Source organism: Bradyrhizobium australafricanum, assembly GCF_020329495.1.
Lineage (GTDB): Bacteria > Pseudomonadota > Alphaproteobacteria > Rhizobiales > Xanthobacteraceae > Bradyrhizobium > Bradyrhizobium australafricanum.
In genome coordinates, this window is sequence record NZ_JAGKJL010000022.1 from 1 (window position 1) to 23,153 (window position 23,153).

21 protein-coding genes are annotated in these 23,153 nt (G+C 64.8%); 6 read left to right on the plus strand and 15 right to left on the minus strand.

What is annotated here, in order from left to right:
• The coding region (locus J6525_RS20465; RefSeq protein WP_225646043.1) for a hypothetical protein at positions 1-490 on the minus strand (490 nt) is incomplete at its 3' end.
• A 265-nt stretch (positions 491-755) separates the two neighbouring features.
• Positions 756-1,022 (minus strand): hypothetical protein, encoded by a 267-nt coding sequence (locus J6525_RS20470; protein WP_016846025.1) that lies wholly within the window; start codon positions 1,020-1,022, stop codon positions 756-758.
• Between the two features lie 395 nt (positions 1,023-1,417).
• Here J6525_RS20470 and dinB point away from each other — a divergent pair, with 395 nt between their 5' ends.
• Together dinB and J6525_RS20480 are read left to right on the plus strand one after the other, a co-directional pair.
• Positions 1,418-2,665, plus strand: a complete 1,248-nt coding sequence (gene dinB / locus J6525_RS20475; RefSeq protein WP_225646044.1) for a DNA polymerase IV — start codon at positions 1,418-1,420, stop codon at positions 2,663-2,665.
• 114 nt (positions 2,666-2,779) lie between these two features.
• Positions 2,780-2,989 carry a hypothetical protein gene (locus J6525_RS20480; protein WP_057017092.1) on the plus strand — a complete coding sequence of 70 codons (210 nt, stop codon included), beginning with the start codon at positions 2,780-2,782 and terminating at the stop codon, positions 2,987-2,989.
• Between the two features lie 81 nt (positions 2,990-3,070).
• On the opposite strand, the gene pyk is transcribed toward J6525_RS20480, so the two are convergent.
• The 6 genes from pyk to J6525_RS20510 all read right to left on the minus strand — a co-directional run bounded on the left by pyk (position 3,071) and on the right by J6525_RS20510 (position 9,546).
• Positions 3,071-4,486: a pyruvate kinase gene (pyk, locus tag J6525_RS20485; protein ID WP_225646045.1), complete on the minus strand. Its 1,416-nt coding sequence runs from the start codon at positions 4,484-4,486 to the stop codon at positions 3,071-3,073.
• Between the two features lie 3 nt (positions 4,487-4,489).
• Positions 4,490-5,785 carry a glycerate kinase type-2 family protein gene (locus J6525_RS20490; protein WP_225646046.1) on the minus strand — a complete coding sequence of 432 codons (1,296 nt, stop codon included), beginning with the start codon at positions 5,783-5,785 and terminating at the stop codon, positions 4,490-4,492.
• Between the two features lie 30 nt (positions 5,786-5,815).
• Positions 5,816-7,174 (minus strand): oxalate/formate MFS antiporter, encoded by a 1,359-nt coding sequence (gene oxlT, locus J6525_RS20495; protein WP_225646047.1) that lies wholly within the window; start codon positions 7,172-7,174, stop codon positions 5,816-5,818.
• 65 nt (positions 7,175-7,239) lie between these two features.
• Positions 7,240-8,022 carry a fumarylacetoacetate hydrolase family protein gene (locus J6525_RS20500; RefSeq protein WP_225646048.1) on the minus strand — a complete coding sequence of 261 codons (783 nt, stop codon included), beginning with the start codon at positions 8,020-8,022 and terminating at the stop codon, positions 7,240-7,242.
• Positions 8,023-8,027: 5 nt separating this feature from the next.
• Positions 8,028-9,047, minus strand: coding sequence for a 2-dehydropantoate 2-reductase (locus J6525_RS20505; RefSeq protein ID WP_225646049.1), 1,020 nt, complete (start codon positions 9,045-9,047; stop codon positions 8,028-8,030).
• Positions 9,048-9,132: 85 nt separating this feature from the next.
• Positions 9,133-9,546, minus strand: coding sequence for a CBS domain-containing protein (locus J6525_RS20510; RefSeq protein WP_225646050.1), 414 nt, complete (start codon positions 9,544-9,546; stop codon positions 9,133-9,135).
• A gap of 237 nt (positions 9,547-9,783) precedes the next feature.
• On the opposite strand from J6525_RS20510, the gene J6525_RS20515 reads away from it, so the two are divergent.
• From J6525_RS20515 to J6525_RS20530, 4 genes are all read left to right on the plus strand, one after another.
• Positions 9,784-10,632 carry an IclR family transcriptional regulator gene (locus J6525_RS20515; protein ID WP_225646051.1) on the plus strand — a complete coding sequence of 283 codons (849 nt, stop codon included), beginning with the start codon at positions 9,784-9,786 and terminating at the stop codon, positions 10,630-10,632.
• 181 nt (positions 10,633-10,813) lie between these two features.
• Positions 10,814-12,601, plus strand: a complete 1,788-nt coding sequence (gene gcl / locus J6525_RS20520; RefSeq protein WP_225646052.1) for a glyoxylate carboligase — start codon at positions 10,814-10,816, stop codon at positions 12,599-12,601.
• Between the two features lie 36 nt (positions 12,602-12,637).
• Positions 12,638-13,423 carry a hydroxypyruvate isomerase gene (gene hyi / locus J6525_RS20525; protein ID WP_225646053.1) on the plus strand — a complete coding sequence of 262 codons (786 nt, stop codon included), beginning with the start codon at positions 12,638-12,640 and terminating at the stop codon, positions 13,421-13,423.
• Between the two features lie 125 nt (positions 13,424-13,548).
• Positions 13,549-14,436 (plus strand): 2-hydroxy-3-oxopropionate reductase, encoded by an 888-nt coding sequence (locus J6525_RS20530; RefSeq protein WP_092084555.1) that lies wholly within the window; start codon positions 13,549-13,551, stop codon positions 14,434-14,436.
• A gap of 142 nt (positions 14,437-14,578) precedes the next feature.
• Here J6525_RS20530 and J6525_RS20535 read toward each other — a convergent pair whose 3' ends face one another.
• From J6525_RS20535 to torT, 7 genes are all read right to left on the minus strand, one after another.
• Entirely contained in the window at positions 14,579-16,939 is a 2,361-nt protein-coding gene (locus J6525_RS20535) for a xanthine dehydrogenase family protein molybdopterin-binding subunit (protein WP_225646054.1), read from the minus strand.
• A 15-nt stretch (positions 16,940-16,954) separates the two neighbouring features.
• Positions 16,955-17,413: a (2Fe-2S)-binding protein gene (locus J6525_RS20540; RefSeq protein WP_076826263.1), complete on the minus strand. Its 459-nt coding sequence runs from the start codon at positions 17,411-17,413 to the stop codon at positions 16,955-16,957.
• A 16-nt stretch (positions 17,414-17,429) separates the two neighbouring features.
• Positions 17,430-18,323 carry an FAD binding domain-containing protein gene (locus J6525_RS20545; protein ID WP_225646055.1) on the minus strand — a complete coding sequence of 298 codons (894 nt, stop codon included), beginning with the start codon at positions 18,321-18,323 and terminating at the stop codon, positions 17,430-17,432.
• Positions 18,320-19,333 (minus strand): ABC transporter permease, encoded by a 1,014-nt coding sequence (locus J6525_RS20550; protein ID WP_225646056.1) that lies wholly within the window; start codon positions 19,331-19,333, stop codon positions 18,320-18,322. The genes J6525_RS20545 and J6525_RS20550 overlap by 4 nt, the downstream gene beginning before the upstream one ends.
• A complete protein-coding gene (locus J6525_RS20555; protein WP_225646057.1) occupies positions 19,326-20,342 on the minus strand; it encodes an ABC transporter permease in 1,017 nt (338 codons plus the stop codon). Before J6525_RS20555 ends, J6525_RS20550 begins: the two co-directional genes overlap by 8 nt.
• Positions 20,339-21,877 carry a sugar ABC transporter ATP-binding protein gene (locus J6525_RS20560; protein WP_225646058.1) on the minus strand — a complete coding sequence of 513 codons (1,539 nt, stop codon included), beginning with the start codon at positions 21,875-21,877 and terminating at the stop codon, positions 20,339-20,341. The genes J6525_RS20555 and J6525_RS20560 overlap by 4 nt, the downstream gene beginning before the upstream one ends.
• A 72-nt stretch (positions 21,878-21,949) precedes the next feature.
• The gene (gene torT / locus J6525_RS20565; protein WP_092084540.1) at positions 21,950-23,056 is read right to left on the minus strand and encodes a TMAO reductase system periplasmic protein TorT; all 1,107 of its coding nucleotides are present in this window, start codon (positions 23,054-23,056) and stop codon (positions 21,950-21,952) included.
• Positions 23,057-23,153: the final 97 nt, after the last annotated feature.

Below are 23,153 nucleotides of genomic sequence, written 5' to 3' on the forward strand. Positions count from 1 at the left end.
GCCGCGCGGCCACCACGCGGTTCGTCTCTTGAAAGGCGCCGAATGCAGGCGCCGGGACGATCGGAGAGTGCGCCGAGGGGATGCCGGGAGCGGTAGCCGAACGGCCCGCGCCGGATGGCTGGCGGTCGTCGTGGTCCTCGCGCGTCATACCGGGGAGCTCGAGATCAACGTCGTCGGGACGGTCGATCGCAGTATCCGCAACGTAATGGCGCGTGTCGGCCGTAGCGGCGTCCAATCGCTCCGCTTCCTGTCGATCGGGTCCTTGTTCGATGCGGGCGGTTTCAAGCGAGCGCCACAGCGAGAGTCCCGAATCGGTGATCTGCAGGCCCGCGTCGTTGATCGATGCCCATCCCGATTGGAAGACGTCGGCGTCGCCAAGCTCGGACGGCCGCTTCGGCTGCGTGGCTTCATCGCCGGCCGCGATCATACGCTTGACCTCCCGGCTGACCTCGTCGATCGCGATCCGCTGCCCGGGCCTTGCGGCCAGCACACTCAGGATCGCCAGATTGAACCTCATGCGGCGCCTCGCGATGCCCCATCAACCGGCCGTGCCGCCGTTCCGCTCCCGTGCAGGCGACGTGCGAGCCTCAGCGGGGTCGAAGCGGATCAATCATGCCGGCACGGACGTCGGTCAGTCAGGGAGTCAAGCAAGTGTACCGGCTCGCCAAGGGGCAAACAATCCGGCACGAGACCTACGACAGATGGATAAGTCGGCCCGCAAACGACACGCGTCGGGATCGCCTTCGCTGCGCGCCTCAGAGAAACTCGCGAAGCCTGGAGAGCTCGATCACATGCTCGGGTGACAGCACGTCGGGGACGAGGGGAGGCTGCGACTTGGTCCGGATCTCGTAAAGATGTCGCGTCTTCTCGGGCTTGCCCATGAAATCCCGAATGCATTGGTCGAGCGTTCCGTTGACGACCATATAGGGCGCGCGATCCTCTCGCCTGGAGTTGTTGAGAGAAGGCCATTTGTAAAGGTGGGCCGCAGCTTGGAAGTCCACCTGATGGGATTGGTCGGTCATTGCAAAATATCTACCCGAAAAAGCCCTGCGCGGCAAAGTCAGCCGGCTGATGAGTGAGCTGGTGCGGCAATACGCGCAAGCTGCGTGCGGTGGTGCATCGCAGAGGCCGCCGTCATGCATCTCGAACGATCCGCCGACGTGCCTCGCGTTCATGCCTCGCAGCAGATCGGGGGCGAACGGGCGAAGCCGGCTGAAGGCAGCGCCGGCAGATGCCCTCGCGCGGCAAGCGCGCAGCGTGGCAACGCGCGTTGACGATCTGGCGTCGTTCGCGGCGCCAGCGGCCGCGATGACATGCTGGATTGACTCGACTTCAGAATGTTCCTATTTTGTTCTATTGTCAATTTCCACGTCCGGAGACGGGCGGCTTCGGTCAGGTCAGGGATGAACGGGTCGAGATGGCAGCCGCAGCCACCATCCTTCATGCGGACCTCGATGCATTCTACGCATCGGTCGAGCAGTTGCTCGAGCCGTCGCTGCGCGGCAAGCCGATCGCCGTCGGGGGTGGGGTTGTGCTGGCGGCGTCCTATGAGGCCAAGGCCTTCGGGGTGCATGGCGGCATGTCGGGGCGGGAAGCGCGCCAACTGTGCCCGCAGCTCGTTTTCGTCGGCGGCCATTTCAGCGATTACCAGCGGTTGGGTGACTCGGCCATCAAGGTGATCGGCGACTTCACGCCGCTGGTCGAGCGAATTTCGATCGACGAGGCGTTTGCGGATGTTGCCGGCTGCACTCACCTGTTCGGAACGCCTGCCGAAATCGCCGCGTCGATCCGGTGGCGCGTGGGCAGCGAGCTCGGCCTTCCGATCTCGGTCGGCGTCGCCCGCACCAAGCATCTGGCGAAGATCGCCTCGCAGGTCGCAAAGCCCGATGGACTTGTCGTCGTTGATCCCGACGCCGAGCTGAGCTTCCTTCACGAATTGCCGGTTGAGTTGATGTGGGGAGTAGGGCCGGTCACGAGGACCCGGTTGGACGCGATCGGCGTAGCGACGATCGGTCAGCTCGCCAAACTGTCGGAACGGTCGCTGACGCATTTGCTCGGTCCGGCAGCGGGCGAGAAACTCGCCGCGCTGGCCTGGAATCGCGATCCGCGACAGCTCAAGCCACACCGGCGCGCGCGATCGGCGGGAGCACAATCGGCACTTGGCCGAAAGCCTGCGATCGTGCAAGTCATTCGGCCCACGCTGCTTCATCTCGCCGACCGCGTCGCCACGCGGCTTCGGGCGAAGTCACGGCCTGGACGAACCGTGACGGTGCGCGTCCGCTTCGCCGACCTGAAGTCGGTGACGCGCTCGATGACGCTCGATGCGCCGGTGTGCACGACCATCGTCCTGGCCCGGCTCGCCGAGAATCTCGTGCGCGCTGCTCTTGCCGACCATCCCGGCGAGAAGATCATCTCGCTGCTAGCGATCTCGGTGTCGCATCTCGAGGAGCATTGGGATCTTGCATTGGAGCTTCCACTCGGACTGGAGGACGAAGCGCTTCGGCCCGGAAGTCCGACAGGGATGGCCCGATGGGCGGCGGACCGTGCGATCGACAGGATCCGCGATCGCTTTGGCTGGGAGGCGATCGGATATGGTTCAGCGGCGCTGGAGGCGGTTCATTCGGTGCCCGACGCGTTTCGCAAGCTTGCCGAGAGAGATCTCTAGCGTTCGCCGGTTCACGTATCTGTCACTGCATTAAGAAAAGGCAATTTGGAATCGCGCGCTTGTGAGTGGCGACCCTGTACGGCCGGCTTATTTTGAGCCCGCGGAGGGACAGCCATGAAGTACAGCGCCGAACTGATCCAGACGATGCGCGAAGCGTTGGATGCGGTCATGGCAAGCGTGCCGGCGGATCAATCCGTGTTCGGTCTCAAGGCCGCTGTTGCAGAATGCATCCTGCGAGCCGCAGCTCACGGCCAGACATCGTTCGACGGGCTCGTGACATCGGCATCCGATCAGCTTCAGTCGATCATCTCGATGCTGACCTAGGCGATCGGGATGTGTGCGGCCATCGCTCACACCTTGCCGCGCGGAGCGCCGATGAGGCAATCGCTCGGGCCGACGGTTCGCTCAGGGCAGCGATACGACCCGTAGATTGTTGGTTGTTCCCGCTTGTCCAAAGGGAATGCCGGCGACCACGACCAGCAGATCGCGGCTTGATGCAAACTGCTCTGCTTGCGCGAATGTAGTTGCGCGCTCGACCATCTCCTCATAGCTCTGAACGTCGTCGGAAAGCACGCTGTGAGCGCCCCAAAGCAGGCACAGGCGGCGGGACACTTCGCGGCTTGGGGTGATGGCGAGGATCGGGCGGCTCGGCCGCTTGCGCGCGACGCGTGCGGCCGTGGTGCCGCTCGAGGTGTAGGCCACAATGGCCGCGGCGTGAACGACGGAGGCGAGATCGGCCGCTGCCGTGGCCACGGCATGCGGTGGCGTCTGCTCTTCGCCGGGCTGGGTCGCCTCGACGATCGAGCGGTACATCTTGTGTTGTTCGGTGCTGCGGATGATGCGGTCCATCATCTCGACCGCCTCGCGCGGATATCGGCCTGTCGCGGACTCCGCCGACAGCATCACGGCGTCTGCGCCGTCATAGATGGCGGTCGCAACGTCGGAGACTTCCGCGCGCGTCGGCGTAGGGGCAGCGACCATCGAGTCCAGCATTTGCGTGGCGACGATCACGGGCTTCACCGCGAGACGGCAGGCCCGCACCAGCTCCTTCTGGCGCCCCGGCACGTCCTCATGCGGGATTTCGACGCCGAGATCTCCCCGCGCAACCATGATGGCGTCGCACAGCTGGATGATATCGTCGATCCGTTCGAGCGCTGCCGGCTTCTCGATCTTGGCCATCAGACCGGCGCGGTCCCCAACGAGGCCTCTCGCTTCGATGATATCCGAGGGCTTCTGCACGAACGACAGGGCAACCCAATCCACGCCAAGTTTCAGGCCGAACTCCAGATCGAGGCGATCCTTCGCGGTCAGCGGTGAAAGATCGAGGACCGTCCCCGGCAGATTGACGCCCTTGTGATTCGAGATCGTGCCACCGACGATCACCTTGGCTTCGATGAAATCGTCACTGAGCCCGGTAACGCGAACGCGGACCCTGCCGTCGTCGATCAGAAGGTCATGGCCGGGGGCAACGGCGGCAAAGATCTCCCGATGCGGGAGGGGAATTGCGGTTCGGTCGCCTTCCGATCCGGACAAGACGAACCGAATGGTCTCTCCGGCCACTGCGGTGATCTTTCCATCGCGCAAGGTGCCGACGCGGATCTTCGGGCCCTGGAGGTCCATCAGGATGCCGATCGGCCGGCCGACGTCCTGTTCCAGCTTTCGGATCGCTGCGTGAATGCGTGCGTGATCGCTCTGTGTTCCGTGACTGAAGTTCAGGCGGAACGTATCGACGCCAGCCAGCAGCAGTGCCTCGAGCATCTCGGGGGAACTGCTTGCTGGACCAACGGTTGCAACGATCTTGGCTCGTCGATGACGACGCATGGATCACCTCGTCGGTGGCTGGCCGGCTGCGATCAGCACGGCACGGATATCATTGACGTTCGTAAGCGTTGGCCCGGTGCGCACGAGGTCTCCAAGGCGGTCGAAGAACGTATAGCTGTCATGGGCAGCCAGATGCGCCCGCGCGTCAAGCAGATTCGCGGCGGCGCGCCGCAGCGTATCCGGACCGATCAAAGCGCCAGCCGCATCTTCCGTTCCATCAATTCCATCGCTGTCGCCCGCAACGGCCCAGATATCGGATGCGCCGGACAGGGCGACGGCAAGCCCCAGCAGGAATTCGGTGTTGCGGCCGCCGCGTCCCGCCGGACCGCGCCCGATCGTCACCGTCGTCTCGCCCCCGGACAGCAGCACCGCGGGGGCAGGGCCCGGCTGTGCATGCCCCGCGACCGACCGGGCGATGCCCGCCATCACGGTGCCGAGTTCCCGTGCCTCGCCCTCGATCGCGTCGCCGAGGATGATCGGCGTCAGGCCTTCGTCCCGGGCGGCGCTGGCCGCGGCGTCAAGCGCATGGAATGGAGCGGCAAGGATGCGAACGTCGGCATCAATCTCGCCGGGCTTGGGTGTCTCGTCCGCTTGTTCAAGCACAAGCCGCGCCGCTTCCGGCAGGTCGATGGCAAACCGGCCAACGATCTCCAGCGCATCGGCTTTTGTGCTGCTGTCCGGCAGCGAGGGACCGGAGGCAATCGCCGCGGGATCGTCGCCGGGAATGTCTGAGATCACAAGGGTCGTGACGCGGGCGGGACGGGCGGCCAGCGCCAGCCGACCGCCCTTGATCGCGGACAGATGTTTGCGGACGACGTTCATCTCGGCAATCGTCGCGCCGCTTGCAAGGAGTGCCCGGTTGACCGCCTGCTTGTCGGCGAGAGTCATCGGAGATGCTGGCAGGGTCATCAGCGCCGAGCCACCGCCGGACATCAGGGCGATGACGAGATCGTCTGCTGAAAGCCCCTCGACGGCGTGCAGCATGCGAAGGGCCGCGGCCTTGCTCGTGTCATCCGGCACAGGGTGAGACGCTTCGAGCACTTCGATACGGCCGGCTGGAACCGAATGGCCGTGGCGCGTGACGACGACACCTGAAAGCTCGACGTCAGGCCATGCCGCGTCGAGGCCCGCCGCCATTGCCGCCAACGCCTTCCCCGCGCCGACGACGATGCATCTGCCCTTCGGCTTTGCCGGCAGGGCGTCGGCAATCGTGATCCTCGGATCGGCGCTCGCGATGGCGGCGTCGAAGATTCGCCGCAGGGCGGACCGAGCCCGCACATCCGTCCATCTGTCGTTCAATCGCTTGCGCTCCGGCCGATAGGTCTCTTGTTATGGTGCCTTCTCGAGACGGTCGTAAGACACGGGTGCCTCAAGTCGACCGCCTTCACCGGGAAAGACCTTTGCGCGAGCGATTGCGGCACTTGCCGTCGCTTCACTGCCGAGAATGAACGCGCGCCGCATCGGCTTGATCAGGAACAACGCGGTGAGGGCAGCGGTCGCATTGAGTGCAACCGCGACGATGAACACGGCCTGCCAGCCGAGCTGGGAAGAGATGATGCTCGCAAGCGGCACGAGCAGCGCCGCCGTGCCCTTCGCCGTGTAGAGCATGCCGTTGTTGGTGGTTGCATATTTGGCGCCGAACGTGTCGCCCGATGTCGCGGGAAACAGGCTGTAGATTTCGCCGAAGACGCCGAAATAGATCGCCGTGGCCAGCACGAAGACAACCGGGATGTGACCGTAGGTGGACAGCGTCAGCAACATCAGCGCCGCTGTCGCGAACGCGATGAACATCGTGTGCTCGCGCCCGATATTGTCGGAGACCCAGCCAAAGAGCGGACGGCCGAAACCGTCGAAGACGCGATCGAGCGAGATGGCAAACGTCAGTGCCGCCATCTGGAAGCCCGCCAGGGTGACCGGCGTGTCCGCGATCTTGAAGTCATGGGCGATCGGCCCGATTTGCGCGGCGGTCATCAAGCCGCCGGAAGCCACCATGACGAACACCACGTACATGACCCAGAAGACCGGGGTGCGCAACACCTGGGGCGGAGTGTAGTCGATCGCACTCTGCGGCAGATTGAGACGCTTTTTCCTGGGTGCTTCGACGCCATGCGGTGGCCGGACGAACCAGGCCAGCAGGATGACGATGAGGCCTTGTCCGATCCCGAAGGTCAGGAAGGTGCTCTGGTAGCCGCTGGCGGCAATCATGTTGGCAATCGGTACGACGGTGAGGGCCGCACCGGCGCCAAACCCGGCGGCGGTTGCTCCTGCGGCCAGGCCGCGCCGGTCCGGAAACCATTTCAGGGCATTGCCGACGCAAGTGCCGTAGACGGCGCCGGCACCGATGCCCGCGACGACAGCTGCCGCATAAAGCGTGACGAGAGAGGAGGCGTATGAGTTCATGACCCAGGCCAACCCGATCATCAGGCCGCCGAACATGATGACGATGCGGGGGCCGTATTTGTCCACGAACCAGGCCTCCACCGGCACAAGCCATGTCTCCGTCATCACGAAAATCGTGAAGGCGAGCTGGATGGCCGGACGGCCCCAGTGAAACTTCGCGTCGATCGGATCAACGAACAGCGTCCAGCCATATTGCAGGTTGGCGATCATCGCCATGCAGACGATGCCGATCGCCAGTTGCAGCCAGCGGAAGCCGCCGGGCGATGATGCCGGGTTGGTGGAGATCATGTACGCTCCTAAGGCAGATAATCGTCGTTTGGGCCGGCTGCGTCGGGTTGTCGTCCCGCCGCAGCCTACTGACGGAATTCGTTGGTCAACTCGCCGATTCCGTCGATCGCGACGGTGACCGTGTTGACGGGCTCCTTCATCACCCCGACGCCAATCGATGTCCCGCAGCAGATTAGGTCCCCCGGCAACAGCGTCATGTCGTGCGAGATCTTGCTGACCAGCGTCTGTGCGCTGAAGATCATGTCCGCGATCGGGTAGTTCTGGCGCTCGACGCCGTTCAGAATGGTGCGCACCACGAGGCGTGCGGGGTCGAGGCCTGACGCAATCACGGGGCCGAACGGGCCGTATCCATCGAAGCCCTTGGCCCGCGCCCATTGCGGGAAGGTCGGGTCGCGATTGAGGATGTCCGCGGCGGTGACGTCGTTGGTGCAGGTGTAGCCGAAGATGAAGGCGTCGGCCTGCTCGGGCGCGACCGCCGTGCAGCTCTTGCCGATGACGATGCCGAGTTCACCTTCGTAGGTCGTCTTGCCATCATAGCCCAAGGGACGCCTGATGACGGCACCAGGCGCGGTGACGCTGGTCGGCGCCTTCAACAGGTACAGCGGTTCGGCAGGCTCAGGTGATTTCAGCTTCTCCGCAAGCGCGTGAAAATTGTTCCAGAGCGCGATGACCTTGCTCGGTTGCGTCGGGGCGAGCAGCTCGACGTTGTCCAGCGCCAGCGTTTGTCCAGTCGTTCGCATGTCGCCGAACATGTCTCCGTCGTGCACCGCGATGCCCGACAGGGTGAGTTGCCCGAAGCCGATTTCGGCATGGTGGCGGAAGCGGACCCAGCGCGTAACATTGGCCATCGGGATCACGCCACCGCCAGCGTTTCTGCTGCTGCGGCGCCGGCCGCCCCGTCATAGAGGCCGGCCAGCCTGGTGCGCTGCGCGACCAGGGCCAGCACCGCATCGAGGGCGGGCGTCGCGATATCAGTCATCCGGCCCATCTCCTGCACCACGGTGATCAACGGATCGATCTCGACCGGACGTCCGCGCTCGAGATCCTGCAGCATCGAGGTCTTGTGCGCACCGACCTTGCGCGCACCTTCGATGCGGCGTTCGACATCGACCCGAAACTTGACGCCGAGGCTTTCCGCGATCGCCTGGGCCTCCAGCATGATCGCCCGGGACAGCGCGCGCGTGCCCGGATTGCTGCAGATCACGTCGAGCGTCGCGTGGGTGAGGGCGCTGATCGGGTTGAAACAGACGTTGCCCCACAGCTTGAGCCAGATCTCGTCACGGATACGGTCGAGGACCGGCGCTTTCATGCCCGCGGCCACGAACAGCTCGGAAAGTTTCTGGACGTCGGATGTGATCTCGCCGGAGGGCTCGCCCAGCGGAAAGTTGTTGCCGTAGACATGGCGGATCACGCCGGGCGCCTCGATTTCGGTGGCGGGGTACACCACGCAGCCGATGGCGCGTTCGGGGCCGAGCTCGTTCCACTGCCGACCGCCGGGATCGATGCTCTCGAGCGTCGATCCTTCGTGCCGTCCGCCGTGCTTGTGGAAATACCAATAGGGAATGCCGTTGACGGCCGTGACGATGCGCGTGCGCTGACCCAGCAGGGGCTGCATGGGTTCGATGACGCCGGTGATCGAATGCGCCTTGAGGCAAATGATGACGTAATCCTGCTCGCCGAGTTCGGCGGGGTTATCGGTGCAGCGAGGATGCACGACGCGCTCCTCGTCGCCGATCAGGAGCTTCAGGCCGTTCTGCCGCATTGCGGCGAGATGCGCACCCCGCGCGACCAGGCTGACGTCGGCACCAGCGCGCATCAATTCGACACCGAGATAGCCGCCGATCGCGCCGGCGCCGTAGATGCAGATTCTCATTCGATCCTCGCAAGCAGAGTGGGGACACAGCAGGAGCCGCAGCGGCTCGAACCGAGTAGCGTGGCAATGGCCTTAGGAAAGTCCGTCAGGCCGCGCAGACGGCTTCCTCGTAAGCAAGGGTGATGTCCCGCATGCTCACGACGCTGACGAGCCGGCCGTTGTCGATGACGGGGACATGGCGGATCCCATGACGGGCCATGAGGCGCTCGACATCCGTGAGCGCATCTTGCGAATTGCAGGATAGCAGCGGCCGCGGCGAGATAAACTGCGCGACTTTCATGGCAAGTCCATTGGTGCCGCGCTCGGCGATCACAGCGACGACGTCGCGCTCGCTGAACATTCCGATCACGGCGGCGTCCTTGCTGCGCGAGGCGTTCCTGACCACGAGGGCGCCGACATTGCTCGCGTACATCAGGTTCGCCGCAATGCTTACGGTTTCGTTCGAGCCGATCGTCACCACGTGCGCATTGTTAGCGCGAAGGATGTCCCCGACGTACATGGCATCGTCCTCCCGGTTGCTGATTAGGTCGCTATGAAATGATCGTGGTATACATTATCCCAGAAGTCAAACAAAAGAATCGAGCCATTTGCGAAGAACAATGACAAAAATACTGACCTATTCGCGAATACTGTCGCCTTGACTCTAAGACTATTTGGTATGCCATATGCCAATTCCGGCGCTCGTTCTTGGCGAGCAATTTCGTTCTGAACCGCAACCGGTTAGGGGCAAGTCGTGATGAAAAGAGAGCCGATCAGGCGCAAGCCATCCGATCCCGATCTTCGCGCGCAGCCGGAGCAGGACGTACGCGACGGCGGTGTTCAGTCCGTTGATCGCGCCATGCAAATCCTGGAGACACTTGCAGAGGATGATGAAGGCTATCGGCTGACCGATCTGGCGATCCGTACCGGCCTGTCGCCCTCGACCGTTCATCGTCTGCTGACCACGCTCGAGAACCGCAGGTTCGTGCAGTTCGACCGCGAGGAGTCCAAGTGGCACATCGGCGCGCAAAGCTTCGTGGTCGGCTCTACCTTCGTGCGCCGGCGGAATTTTGCCGCGCAGGCGCTGCCTTATCTGCGCAAGCTGCGCGACCAGACCAGGGAAACGGCCAACCTTGCGGTGGTCGATGACGAATCCATCATCGTCGTGTCCCGCATCGAAAGCCGCGAGATCATGCGCTCGCTGACCAAGGTGGGCGGGCGCGTCGCAATGATTGCTTCCGGAGTGGGGAAGGCGGTGCTGGCTACCTATTCCGATGCCGACGTGAATGCGATCATTCGCCGTCAGGGCATGCCGCGGCTGACGGAAAAATCGATCGTGCGGCCCGGCGAGTTGTTCAAGGAATTGGAGAGCGTGCGGCGTCAGGGTTATGCGGTGGATGATGAAGAGGCGCGCCTCGGCCTGCGCTGCGTAGCTGCGGTCGTCTTCAACGACTGCAACGAGCCATATGCCGCGATCTCGGTATCGGGCATGGCGGACAGGCTGACGAACGAACGCTTGCCGGAGATCGGTACGATCGTGCACCGGATCGCAGCCGAACTCACGGCCGAACTTCGCGGGAACCGCACGCAGCAAGCGCAGGCGTAAGGCGGGCCGCAATTCCGTCCGCAACAATTTCCATTTCTACGCTGACGCTAATCGTTTGAAGACGCGCAAGAAATCGCGACCGTTGCCACAGCGCGGAAATTCCAATCGATTGCGTTGAGATCGATGGTCGCGGGCCTGATGATCCTGCTCAGGCCAACTCATAGCGAAGCGGGATCATCACATGAAGATGCGAGCAGTCGATGCAGCGGTGCGCATTCTCCAACGCGAAGGGATCACGTGCGCATTCGGCGTTCCCGGCGCGGCGATCAATCCGCTCTACTCCGCACTGAAGCGCAACGGCTCGATCAGTCATATCCTGGCGCGGCACGTCGAAGGCGCCTCGCATATGGCGGAAGGCTACACCAGGGCGAAGGCGGGCAATATCGGCGTCTGCATCGGCACATCGGGTCCCGCCGGCACCGATATGATCACCGGCCTCTATTCGGCGATCGCTGATTCGATTCCGATCCTCTGCATCACCGGTCAGGCGCCGCGAGCGCGGCTCTACAAGGAGGACTTCCAGGCCGTCGACATCGAGGCGATCGCAAAGCCGGTGACGAAATGGGCCGTCACCGTGCGCGAGCCGGCGCTGGTGCCGCGCGTGTTCAGCCAGGCTTTCCATGTCATGCGGTCGGGGCGGCCGGGACCGGTGCTGATCGACCTTCCGCTCGACGTGCAACTGGCCGAGATCGAGTTCGACGACGAGACCTATTCACCGCTGCCGGTCTACAAGCCGACGGCGACGCGCAAGCAGATCGAGAAGGCGCTCGAGATGCTGAACGCCGCGGAGCGGCCGCTGATTGTGGCCGGCGGCGGCGTCATCAACGCCGATGCATCCGAGCTGCTGGTCGCCTTCGCCGAAGCGGTCAACGTTCCGGTCGTCCCGACGCTGATGGCATGGGGCGCTATTCCTGACGATCATGCGCTGATGGCAGGCATGGTCGGCTTGCAGACCAGCCATCGCTACGCCAACGCCACGATGCTCGAATCCGATTTCGTGCTTGGCATCGGAAATCGCTGGGCCAACCGGCATACCGGCTCGATCGAGACCTATACGAAGGGCCGCAAATTCGTGCATGTCGACATCGAGCCGACGCAGATCGGACGGGTCTTCAATCCGGACCTCGGTATCGTCTCCGACGCCAAGGCCGCGCTGGAAATGTTCGTGAGCGTCGCCAGGGAGTGGCGGAAGTCCGGGAGGCTGCGCGATCGGCAGGCCTGGCCCGCCGCCTGTCGCGACCGCAAGCGTTCGATGCTGCGCAAGAGCCACTTCGATAACATCCCGATCAAGCCCCAGCGCGTCTACGAGGAAATGAACAAGGCCTTTGGCCGCGACACCTGCTACGTGACCGTGATCGGATTGTCGCAGATCGCTGGGGCCCAGTTCCTCAACGTCTACAATGCGCGCAACTGGATCAACGCCGGGCAGGCCGGTCCTCTCGGCTGGACACTGCCGGCCGCGCTTGGCGTGCGTGCCGCCGATCCCGACCGCGACATCGTCGCGCTGTCGGGTGACTACGACTTCCAGTTCCTGATCGAGGAGCTCGCGGTCGGGGCGCAGTTCAATCTGCCCTACATCCACGTCGTCGTGAACAATTCATATCTCGGCCTGATCCGGCAGGCGCAGCGCGGCTTCGACATGGACTATCACGTCCAGCTCTCGTTCGAGAACATCAACGCGCCCGAGATCGGCGGTTACGGCGTCGACCATGTGGCCGTCGCAGAGGGTTTGGGCTGCAAGGCGATCCGGGTCACCGATCCGAACGACGCGCAGGCGGCGTTCGCGACCGCACGCGAGCTGATGGCGAAGCATCGCGTGCCCGTGGTGGTGGAGTTCATTCTCGAGCGAGTCACCAATATCGCGATGGGAACGGAGATCGACAACATCGTCGAGTTCGAAGAGGTGCTCGATCTTCCGCTCGATGACGTGCCGAGCGCATCACGATCCGGCACGCTGTTGCCGGCCTGACCACATCTTTCATCGCTTCAAGCGGAGATACGACCCGTGCCTCAATTTGCCGCCAATCTCACCATGCTCTTCAACGAGCTGCCGTTCCTCGATCGGTTCGCGGCCGCCAAGGCGGCCGGCTTCAACGCAGTCGAGTATCTTTTTCCTTATGACTTCGAAAAGGGCGCGTTGCGGGAGGAATTGGCGCGCTGTGGGCTGACCCAGGTGCTGCACAATCTTCCAGCCGGCAACTGGGCCGCCGGTGAGCGTGGCATTGCGATCCTGCGCAATCGGGTCGATGAATTTCGCGACGGCGTGGTGCGCGCGATCGACTACGCAAAGGCGCTGGATTGCCGGCAGCTGAACTGCCTGGTCGGCATCGCTCCAGCCGATACGGATAGGGCAGACCTGCAGGAAGTCCTCGTGTCCAACCTGCGCTTTGCCGCAGGCGCGCTCGCCCAGCATGGCATCAAGCTCCTGGTCGAACCGATCAACACGCTCGATGTTCCCGGCTTCTTCCTGAGCCGTACGGAACAGGCGGTGCAGCTCATTTCCGAGGTTGGCTCATCCAATCTGTTCATCCAGTACGACATCTATCACATGCAGATCATGGAAGGTGATATCGCGCGGACCCTGCAGAAGCATCTCGGCCGGATCGCGCATGTCCAGCTCGCCGACAATCCGGGCCGTTATGAACCGGGAACCGGCGAAATCAACTACTCCTATCTATTCAAGCATCTCGACAGCATCGGGTATCGGGGCTGGATCGGGTGCGAATACAAGCCGCGGACGACCACGCTCGAGAGCCTGGGCTGGCACGCCGCACAGACTTTCGTGACCTAGAGCCTGTTCCGTTCCGATTGAATCGGGACGGAGCTCTGGAGTTTTATTTAACGCGGTTTCTTCACGCGAGCCGAGAGTCGCTCGCCGGAAAAACGCCTTCATCCGGCTGACAGGGAGCAACGACAATGAAAGACATCGGATTCATCGGACTTGGCACCATGGGACGTCCGATGGCCGGCCACCTCCTGGCTGCCGGCTATCGCCTGTTCCTGCACGACGTCGTACCTGTTGCGCCCGAGTTGATTGCGGCCGGCGGCATCGCCTGCGAGTCCGCCAAGCAGGTGGCGCAGGAAGCGGACGCCGTGATCATCATGGTACCGGACACTCCGCATGTCGAAGCCGTGCTGTTCGGGCAAGGCGGCGTCGCGGAGGGCATCTCCAAAGGCATGATCGTGACGGATATGAGCTCGATCTCTCCGCTGGCGACGAAGGAGTTTGCACGCTGGATCGATGCGCTCGGGGCCGACTATCTCGACGCGCCGGTCTCCGGCGGCGAAGTTGGCGCAAAGGCGGCCAGCCTGACCATCATGGTTGGCGGGCGGGAGCGGGCGTTCAATGCGATGAAGCCCCTCTTCGAGACGATGGGGAAGAATGTCACGCATGTCGGCGGCAATGGCGACGGCCAGACCACCAAGGTTGCGAACCAGATCATCGTGGCGCTGACCATCGAGGCGGTGAGCGAGGCGTTGCTGTTCGCCTCCAAGGCGGGGGCCGACCCCGCATTGGTGCGCCAGGCGTTGATGGGCGGCTTCGCGTCGTCCCGGATCCTCGAAGTGCACGGCGATCGCATGCTGAAGCGCAATTTCGATCCGGGCTTCCGCATTGAGCTGCATCAGAAGGATCTCAACCTCGCGCTGGAAGGTGCGCGCGCGCTCGGCTTGTCGCTGCCAGGCACTGCCGCAGCCCAGCAGCTGTTCAACGCCTGTACCGCCCTCGGCGGCAAAAGCTGGGACCATTCCGCTATTCTGAGAGCGCTGGAGGTCATGGCAGGCCACGAGGTCGCGGCTGCCTGAGCTCCATGGAAGGGAATGGACGAAAATGTCGTGGGCTTGGTCGGCGCGGGGACGGCAGCGCTTACCCGCCACGGATCAGGCGCCTGGTGCCCAAGTCGGTCGCTCAGCGTTCGGATTGTTTGCTGGGCATTCTCTGATGTTCCTAGGGCCACTGGTGAGGACGAATAAGGTTGTCTGCCCACACCTCGGCAATGTGAGACAGCGCCAGACCCGGCTTGCGCTCGAGCAGAAGTTCGAGCACGCGCGGCGGCGTCAGGGGTAATTCCTGCACCCGCTTTCCTGTCGCGTTGGCAACGGCGCAGGCGACGGTGGCGCCGACATTGAGGATCGGCACCTCGCCGGCGCCCTTGGTGCCGAGCGGCCCCACCGACGGCGCGCCCTCATAGAGGCTGATCTCCACCGGTACGACGTCGAGCGCAAGCGGTACGCGGTAAGTCTCAAAGCCGCTTTGACTGACACGGCCATTGCTGCCGATCGTCACCTCCTCGTGCAGGGCGTAGCCCAGGCCCTGCACGACGCCGCCCTGGATCTGGCCGTGGATTGCGCGTGGATTCAGCGCACGGCCGACGTCCTGGACCACGCGATAGCTTAGCACCTCGACATGCCCGGTCTCCGGATCGACGGCGACCTCGCAGTCGTGGACGGCGAAGACGGGGATGTCGATCGCGTCGATAAAATGACCGGCAACGCAACCGGGCATCGCCGGCACACCGGCGCCGGTGAAGGCGCCGGTGCCGGCGACCGGTCCGCCCTGCGCTTGAGCGCGGGTCGCGACCTCAGCGACGGTGCGGCCGGAGCCCGGCGCACCCGCGATCTCGATCCGACCACCGCGCATGACGAGATCGCCGGGCGCGGCCTCGATCATCTCGGAGGCGATCCTCAAAAGCTTCGTGCGGACCTCCTGTGCCGCCGACAGGCTGGCTGCGCCGAGCGAGACGGTGGTGCGGCCGCCACCGACGCCGACATCGTAACCGGCCGCATCGGTATCGGCGGCGCGGACGATCACTTGCTCGGGCGCGATGCCGAGCGTGCTGGCAACGATCTGCGGCAGGCTCTGCATCATCGAGCCGGATCCGATCTCGACACCCGACGTGACCAGGGTCGCCGTGCCGTCGGCGTTCATGTTCACCGTCGCGGCCGACGGGCCGACGAAGACGAACCAGGTGCCGACGGTGGTCGCACGTCCAAGGAGCTTGCCGTCGGTGCGTGCCGGCAGTGGCGCTGCCGCATCGCGCAACGTATCCATCCGGTCGAGCATCGGGCCGAGCACGTCGCCCTCGAATACCTGGCCGGTGGCGCCGAGATCCTTGTCGCCGAGCACATTGCGACGCCGGAAAGCAAGTGGATCCATTCCGATCCGCGCCGCGATCTCGTCGGTGTGCCGCTCGAGCGCAAAGGTGTTGTAGACGCCGTTGCAGCAGCGGAACGCCCCGTTCGGCGCCGTGTTGGTATAGACCGCGCGCGAGACCATGCGCACGCTGCCAAGCCTGTAGTTTCCGCCGAGCGTGTGCGCTGTCATGGTGGTCAGGAAGATCTGTTCGCCGCCATAGGCGCCGCAGTCCATCAGCACGACCGCCTCGCGGCCTACGATTTCTCCCTCGCGCGTCGCCGCCGAGCGGATGCGGATATCGGCGTTCTCGCGGAACAGGCAGGTCAGCATCTCGTCCTCGCGAGAATTGACGAGGCGAACCGGCCGGCCGCTGGCGCGGGCGAGGAGGGCGGCGAAGGGCTCAACCGCCAGATCGAACTTGAGACCGAAGCCGCCGCCGACCGGCGGCACAGTGACGCGCACTTGCGATTCCGGCACGCCCAACGCGCGCGCGGTTGCATTGCGGATGCTCCAGGGAACCTGCGTCGACGTCTCGATATGGAAGCGGCCGTCCTCGTAGCTTGCGACGACCGCACGCGGCTCGAAGGCCACGTGGTTCTGCCGGCCGACGCGATAGAGACTTTCGACGATCTCGACGTCAGGCCGCGCAAAGGCGGCGTCGACGTCGCCGCGAACGACGGTCGCCTCCCAGGCGACATTGCCCGCGCGCGCGCCGCCTTCGACCAGGACCTCATAGCTGCGCCAGTCCGGATGAACCAGCCGCGCACCTGGTGCCAGCGCATCCGCCATGGTCAATACTGCGGGGAGTTGCTCGATCTCCACGTCGATCGCCGCGAGCGCGGCCTGCGCCTGCGCCAACGTGACGGCTGCGACCGCGGCAAGCGGTTCGCCGTCGTAGCGAATGACATCGCGGGCGAACAGCGGGTGATCGGCGATGCCGATGCCGATCATGCCGGGCGCGTCCGACGCCGTCACGATCGCACGTACCCCCGGCATGCGGGCAGCCCTCGACGTGTCGAGGCGAATGATCCGCCCCGATGGCACGCCGGCGCGCAGCACCGCGGCGTGCAGCATGCCCGGCAGATATCGATCGATGGTGTAGCGCGTGCGGCCACGCAGCTTGTCGGCGGCGTCCCGCCGGCGCAAATCCATCGTCGCGGAAACGTCGGACATGCTTGCGCCTCCCGATTATGCGTTGGCCAAGGCGAGCAGCGTCGCCTCGACGATGCGTTCGTATCCCGTGCAGCGGCAGATGTTCCCGGTCAGTGCCGCCCGGATATCGTCACGGGTGGCGTCAGGCCGGGTCGTCAAGAGATGCGTCAGGCTCACCACCATGCCGGGAAAGCACATGCCGCATTGGACCGCATCGCTGGCCTCGAGGGCCGCCTGGATGCGGTTCAGTTCGCCGTGAGGCGCAAGGCCTTCGACGGTGCGGATCTCGCGGCCATCGGCGAGCGCGGCGGGCAACAGGCACGATGGCGTCGGCTCGCCGTCGACCAGCACCATGCAGGCACCGCAAAAGCCTTCGCGACAGACCGGTTTCGCGCCGGTCAGATGCATCTCCTCACGCAGAATGTCGATCAGCGGCGTGGCGGGGTCGGCCACGGAAGAGAGGCGATCACCGTTCACTGTCAAGTTGAATCCCATGTCGATCCCCACCAGTTCAGGAGCCAAGCGCTGCGATCGCAGCGCGGCGGACGAGACCGGGTAGCACGCTGACCCGATACCAGGCCGGGGTATCGACGCTGTCGCGGCCGACGAACTCGTCCGCCAACGCGGCCGCACTCTGCGCCGCCTCCGCCGCATCGAGCGGGCGTCCGATCAGAGCTGCCTCGAGCCGCTCCCAGCGGCGCGCCACCGGCTCGACTGAACCGACCGCGACGCGTGCCGCCTGGATACGGCCCGCTGCATCGATGCTGACCGACAGGCTGACGATGGCGACCGGGTAGTCACCCGATTTGCGCAGCGGCAGGCGGGCATGGGCGCTTCTGCGCGCCGCCCGCGGCAAGATGATCCGCGTCACCAGATGACCGGGGGCAAGGGACGATCGGATCTTCAGGAAATGCGCCAGGCCGATGCGCTCGCGGCCGTCGCGGGCCGACATTTCAACCTGGGCATCGAGGCAGAGCAGCGCCGGCACGCAATCCGCTGCGGCGAATTCCGACGTCGCAAGGTTGCCGCCGATCGTTGCCATCGCGCGGATCGCAGGATTGGCGGAGCGGCCGGCGGCGTCGACCAGGACCGCGAATTCCGCAAGATCGGCCAGGGCCGCCGCGAGTGCCGCATGCGTAACCGCCGCGCCGATCTCGATTGCATCGCTGCCGATACGAACCGCGGTCAGCTCGGCGATCTTGCCGATCGCGACATAGTGCGGCTTCAACCGCTCGTGGCGGATCGGTGACCGCATGATCCATGTGCCGCCGGCAAAGGCAGCGCCGGCCGCGCCGAATTCGCTCAATGCGTCGAGTGCGGAAGCGAGCGAGGGCGCGACGTAGATCGAGGCAGGTGCGTCGTGCGTCTCGCCCGCGGCGCTCTGCATGGGAGAACCCGTCGTCATTGGCGCCGCTCCAGTCGCAGGCGATCGAGCAGAACGCCGACGATGACGATCGCGCCGAGCACGACCATCTGGACGTATCCGTCGATCCGGGTAAGATTCATGCCGTTTGACAGAATGGTGATGAACAGGGCGCCGAGCACCGCGGTGCCGACCCCGCCGCGCCCGCCCGCCAGGCTTGTTCCACCGACCACGGCGCCGGCAATCGCCTGCAATGAAAGCGCCCCGCCGAGGTTCGGCTCGCCCGATCCGGTCCGCGCCGTCATCATGATCGCGCCGAGCGCCGCAAGCCCGGAGCACAGCACATAAGTCGCGATCAGAGTGCGCTTTACCGGCAGGCCGGCGACCGCCGCTGCGCGCGGGTTGGTGCCGATGAGGTAAAGCGAACGGCCGAACACGGTCCGCGTCAGGGTCCAATGGAGCCCGGCGCCGACCCCGACCGTGATCGCGATGGCCGCCGGAATACCGAAGACGGTGCCGCCGTAGAAGATCTGCGAGAACGGCGCCGGCACGCCTTGCACTGGCCGGCCCGACGAGAGCGTCGTCGCAACCCCGATCGCGATATTGTAGCTGCCGAGCGTTGCGACGAAGGGGTTGACCCCGAGCAGCGCAATAACCACGCCGTTGAAGAGCCCGCACGCGGTGCCGAGCACGAAGCCGGCAGCGAGCCCGGCGAGCAGCACGGCGCCTGTACCATGGCCCGACGCCGTCGCGCCGGCCATCGCCAGCGCGGTGCCGACGCTCACCATCGATACGGTCGGGCCGAGTGCGAGGTCGAAGCCGCGCGTCAGGATCACCACGGTCTGGGCCATCGCGAACAGCGCCAGATAGCTGCTCTGTTGCGCGATGTTGAGCAGGTTGGCCGGCGACAACACGCCGCGGTCGACCGTGGCGAAGCCGAGCAACAGGGCCACCAATGCGACCGGCAGCACTGCGCTCCAGAGCCAGCGACCCGGCGCCAATTTCGGGCGATCCGCGTTCTTGGCGGCGACGGACAATTCGAGGTCAGACACGAGCCTTGCTCCGTCGGCTGAGTTCGTCCAGCGCCACGGCCGCGACCATGATGACGCCGAGAAAGACCGGCTGCAGCCGGGAGTCGACGTGCAGGAGGTTGAGCGCATTGCCCAGGATGGTCAGGAACAGGGCGCTGATGGCGACGATTTCGATGCGCCCGACGCCGCCGCGCAAGCTCACGCCGCCGATCACGGCGGCTGCGATCGATTGCAGCATCATCCGGTCGCCGCCGAAGCTGGCCTGGCCGGAGCCGACCTGCGCGGTCAGCAGGATGCCCGTCAATGCCGCGAGCATGCTCGAGACAACGTAGGTGCCGACGACGTGGCGCTGGATCGATACGCCCGAAACGATGGCCGCATCGACATTGCCGCCGATCGCGTAGACGTAACGGCCGAACAGCGTGCGCCGCTGCGCAAACACCATCACGATGATGATGACCAGCGCGACGTGGACGGCGGTCGGCAGGCCGAGTGCCTGGGCGCGCCCAAAGCCCTTCACGAAGATATCGGGCATGCCGTAAACCGGGATTCCGTTGGTGATCATCAGGCCGACGCCCGCAGTCGCCGACATCGTGCCCAGGGTCACCACAAAGCCGGATACCTTGAGCTTTGCCACGCAGAAGCCGTTGACGAGCCCGACCACGGCCCCGGAGCCGAGTCCGGCCGCCATCCCGCTGGCAATGATGAGGGCGTTGTTGCCGGGAAACGCGGTGGCTGCGGCGGCCATGGTCTTGGCGGTGACGACGCTCGCAAGCGCCACGACGGCGCCGACCGAAAGATCGAAGCCGCCCGCGATGATGACCAGTGCCTGACCGCAGGCGACGATCGCGAGCAGCGACGCGTTGCGCAGGATGTTGAGGATGTTGATGATGCCGTAGAACTGCGGATCGACCGCCGACATGCCGGCGACGAGCAAGACCAGCAGGGCCGGCAGGAACCCGACACGGCCTGCGATCGATCGCAAGCCGATCGCGCCTTGCGCGTTTGCGGTGACCAGCGCGGTGTTCACGCGACCTCCGCGGCGAGATGGTCGCGGAAGAAGCTGGACAGCACGTTCTGCTCGGTCTTCTCGGCGCCCCTCAGCTCGGCGGCGACGCGGCCGTGATGCATGACGTAGAGCCGGTTCGACAGCGCCAGAACCTCCGGCAATTCCGACGACACCACGATCACGGCGGCGCCGGCCTCGACCAGGCGCTTCATGAACTGGTAGACCTCGAGCTTGGCGCCGACGTCGATCCCGACACTCGGCTCGTCGAACAGGAACACGGTCAGCTCACGCGTGAGCGCGCGTGCCAGCATCACTTTTTGACGGTTGCCGCCGGACAGCGCGCCGGCGCTCCGTTCGATGTTCGGCGGCCTCAGCTGCAACCGCTCCATGATGTCCGCGATCGTGGCGCGTTCGGCGGCTTGCCGCAGCACGCCGAAGCGCGCGAACGCGGGCAGGTCGAGTACCGTCATGGATGCGTTCTCGCGGATCGGACGGGACAGCGCGAGCCCTTCAGCAACCCGATTGGCAGGGAAATAGGCGATGCCGCGCTTGAGGCTTTGCCTCGGGGTCGGGAATTCGTAAGGCAGGCCGTCGATCCGGATCACGCCTGATGCCGCGGGCTCGATGCCGTAGACCGCGCGGATCAGCTCCGATTTGCCGCAGCCGACGAGACCGGCGATGCCGGTGATCTCGCCGGCGCGGGCATGGAAATTCACCTCCTGAACGCTGCCGTCCGCGAGCGTCAGGTTTTCGATGTCGACCATCACCTTGTCAGGCCGGTGGCCGATGGCCGGGAACAGCAGGTCGATCCTGCGGCCGGTCATCAGCTCTACCAACTCGCCGTCGGTCGAGCCGGCGGCGTCGAGGGTCTGGATGTGGCGGCCGTCGCGCAGCACCGTCACACGGTCGGCGAGGGCACGGATTTCGCGCATGCGATGCGAGACATAGATCAGCCCGACATTCTGGCTCTTTAGGCGCGCGATCAGCTCGAACAGCCGTCCGGTCTCGCGCTCGGTCAACGAGGCGGTCGGCTCGTCAAGGATCAAAAGGCGGACGCGGCCGAGCAGGGCCTTGGCGATTTCGGCCATCTGCTGGTGCGCGCGGGAAAGGTCGTCGATCCGCTGCGCCGGATCGAGATCGAAGCCGAGCTCGTCGATCAGCGCCCTGGCGCGCTTGCGCATCTCGCGCGAGCGCAGCACGCCGCCATGCGTGACCTCGCGACCAAGGAACAGGTTCTCTTCCACCGTGAGGCTCGGGATAAGCGAGAACTCCTGAAAGACCGGGCTGATGCCGATCGTGCGGGCCCGCTGCGGCGTGAGATGATGGATCTCCTCGTCGCCAAAATGGAACGTGCCCTCGTCCGGCGGAAACGTTCCCGAGACGACATTGATCAGGGTCGATTTGCCGGCACCGTTCTCGCCGAACAGGACATGAAGCTCGCCGGCACGAACGTCGAGGTCGACCCGGTCGAGCGCGCGAACGCCGGTGAAGCGCTTTGATATCCCTCGCAATCGAAGCAGAGGCTCGGCAGGCTTCGGGTCAATCTCGACATCCATCCGCGTCTCCGTTGGGCCGTGAGCAAGACGGGTGGGAGCACGTGCTCCCACCCGGCACCATTCGCGAGCGGCTTACTTGGCCTTGACCGAATAGACCGGTGTCCAACTCGCCGGAGCCAGCACGAGGTCCATCTGCAATTTCGGTACGGTGGTCTTGTCGATGACAGCGGCGATCGGCTGGACAAGGCTCATGACCGGCTTCTTCTCGATGAGACGCACTGCCTGATCGATCGCGACGGCGCCTTCTCCGACCGGATACTGGGTTGCGAAGGCGAGGATGTCGCCGCGGTTGAGCGCGTCAAGCATGGCCTGGTTTTCGTAAGACGATACGATCTTCAGGTCGCTTCGGCCGGCCTCGGCAACGGCGCCGATGGCGGCTTCAGCGGTGGGGGCGGTGCCCCAGATCACGTTCATGCCGGGATAGGCCTGCAAGGCGTCCTGAATGAGCTGAAGCTGCACGGCGACGCCGGAGTCGCCGAATTTCTCGGCCAGAATCTTGGCATTCGGGTTCTTGGCAACGGCCTTCTTGAAGCCTTCGTTGAACGACTCCGCCCAGCCAGAGCCGGCCGGACCGGGGAACGTCACGATGTTGAGCTTGTCGCCGGGCTTGGATTGCGCCAGCAGGCCGTCGCCGGTGACTTCGCCCATGGCGACGAAATCGACGTAGTTGGCCGCGGGCAGCGCGTTCGGCGGCAGCGGGTTGGTGACGCCGACGACCGGCACGCCCTTGGCCTTGGCTTCCTCGAACTTCTTGCTGAGGCCTGCGCCGGAGATGGCGCCGACGATGATGGCATCCGGTCCGCTCGCCATGCAGTCATCGAATTGCGACAGCTGTTTCGGCAGATTCTCGTAACCTCCGGCCTCGTAGAGGTTCATGTTGACGTTCATCGCCTCGGCCTGTTTGACGATGCCATAGGCGACGGCGACCCAGAAACTGTCCTTCATGTGCGGAAACAGCACGCAGAGCCTGTAGGGCTTCTCGGCCTTCGGCAGCGGCGTGTACTCGGCCGGCTTCGGCGTGCCGGACGACGCGTCGTAGACCTTCATCGGAAACCACGGCGTCTCGGCTCCCGCCGTCGCCGGAGTAGCAGTGCCGGCAAGCGCGAGGGCCGCGGCCATGCCGAGCACGGAGCGGATCGGCGACAGTCGGTGGGAAGACAGGCACGTCGTGATCGTCATAGCGCAATCCTCATGGTTTGAATGAAAGTGCAGGGGGCGGCTTTTAATCCTCTTGTTGATAGAGCGCACCGTCTGCCGGCGGCGCGGATGCCGATGA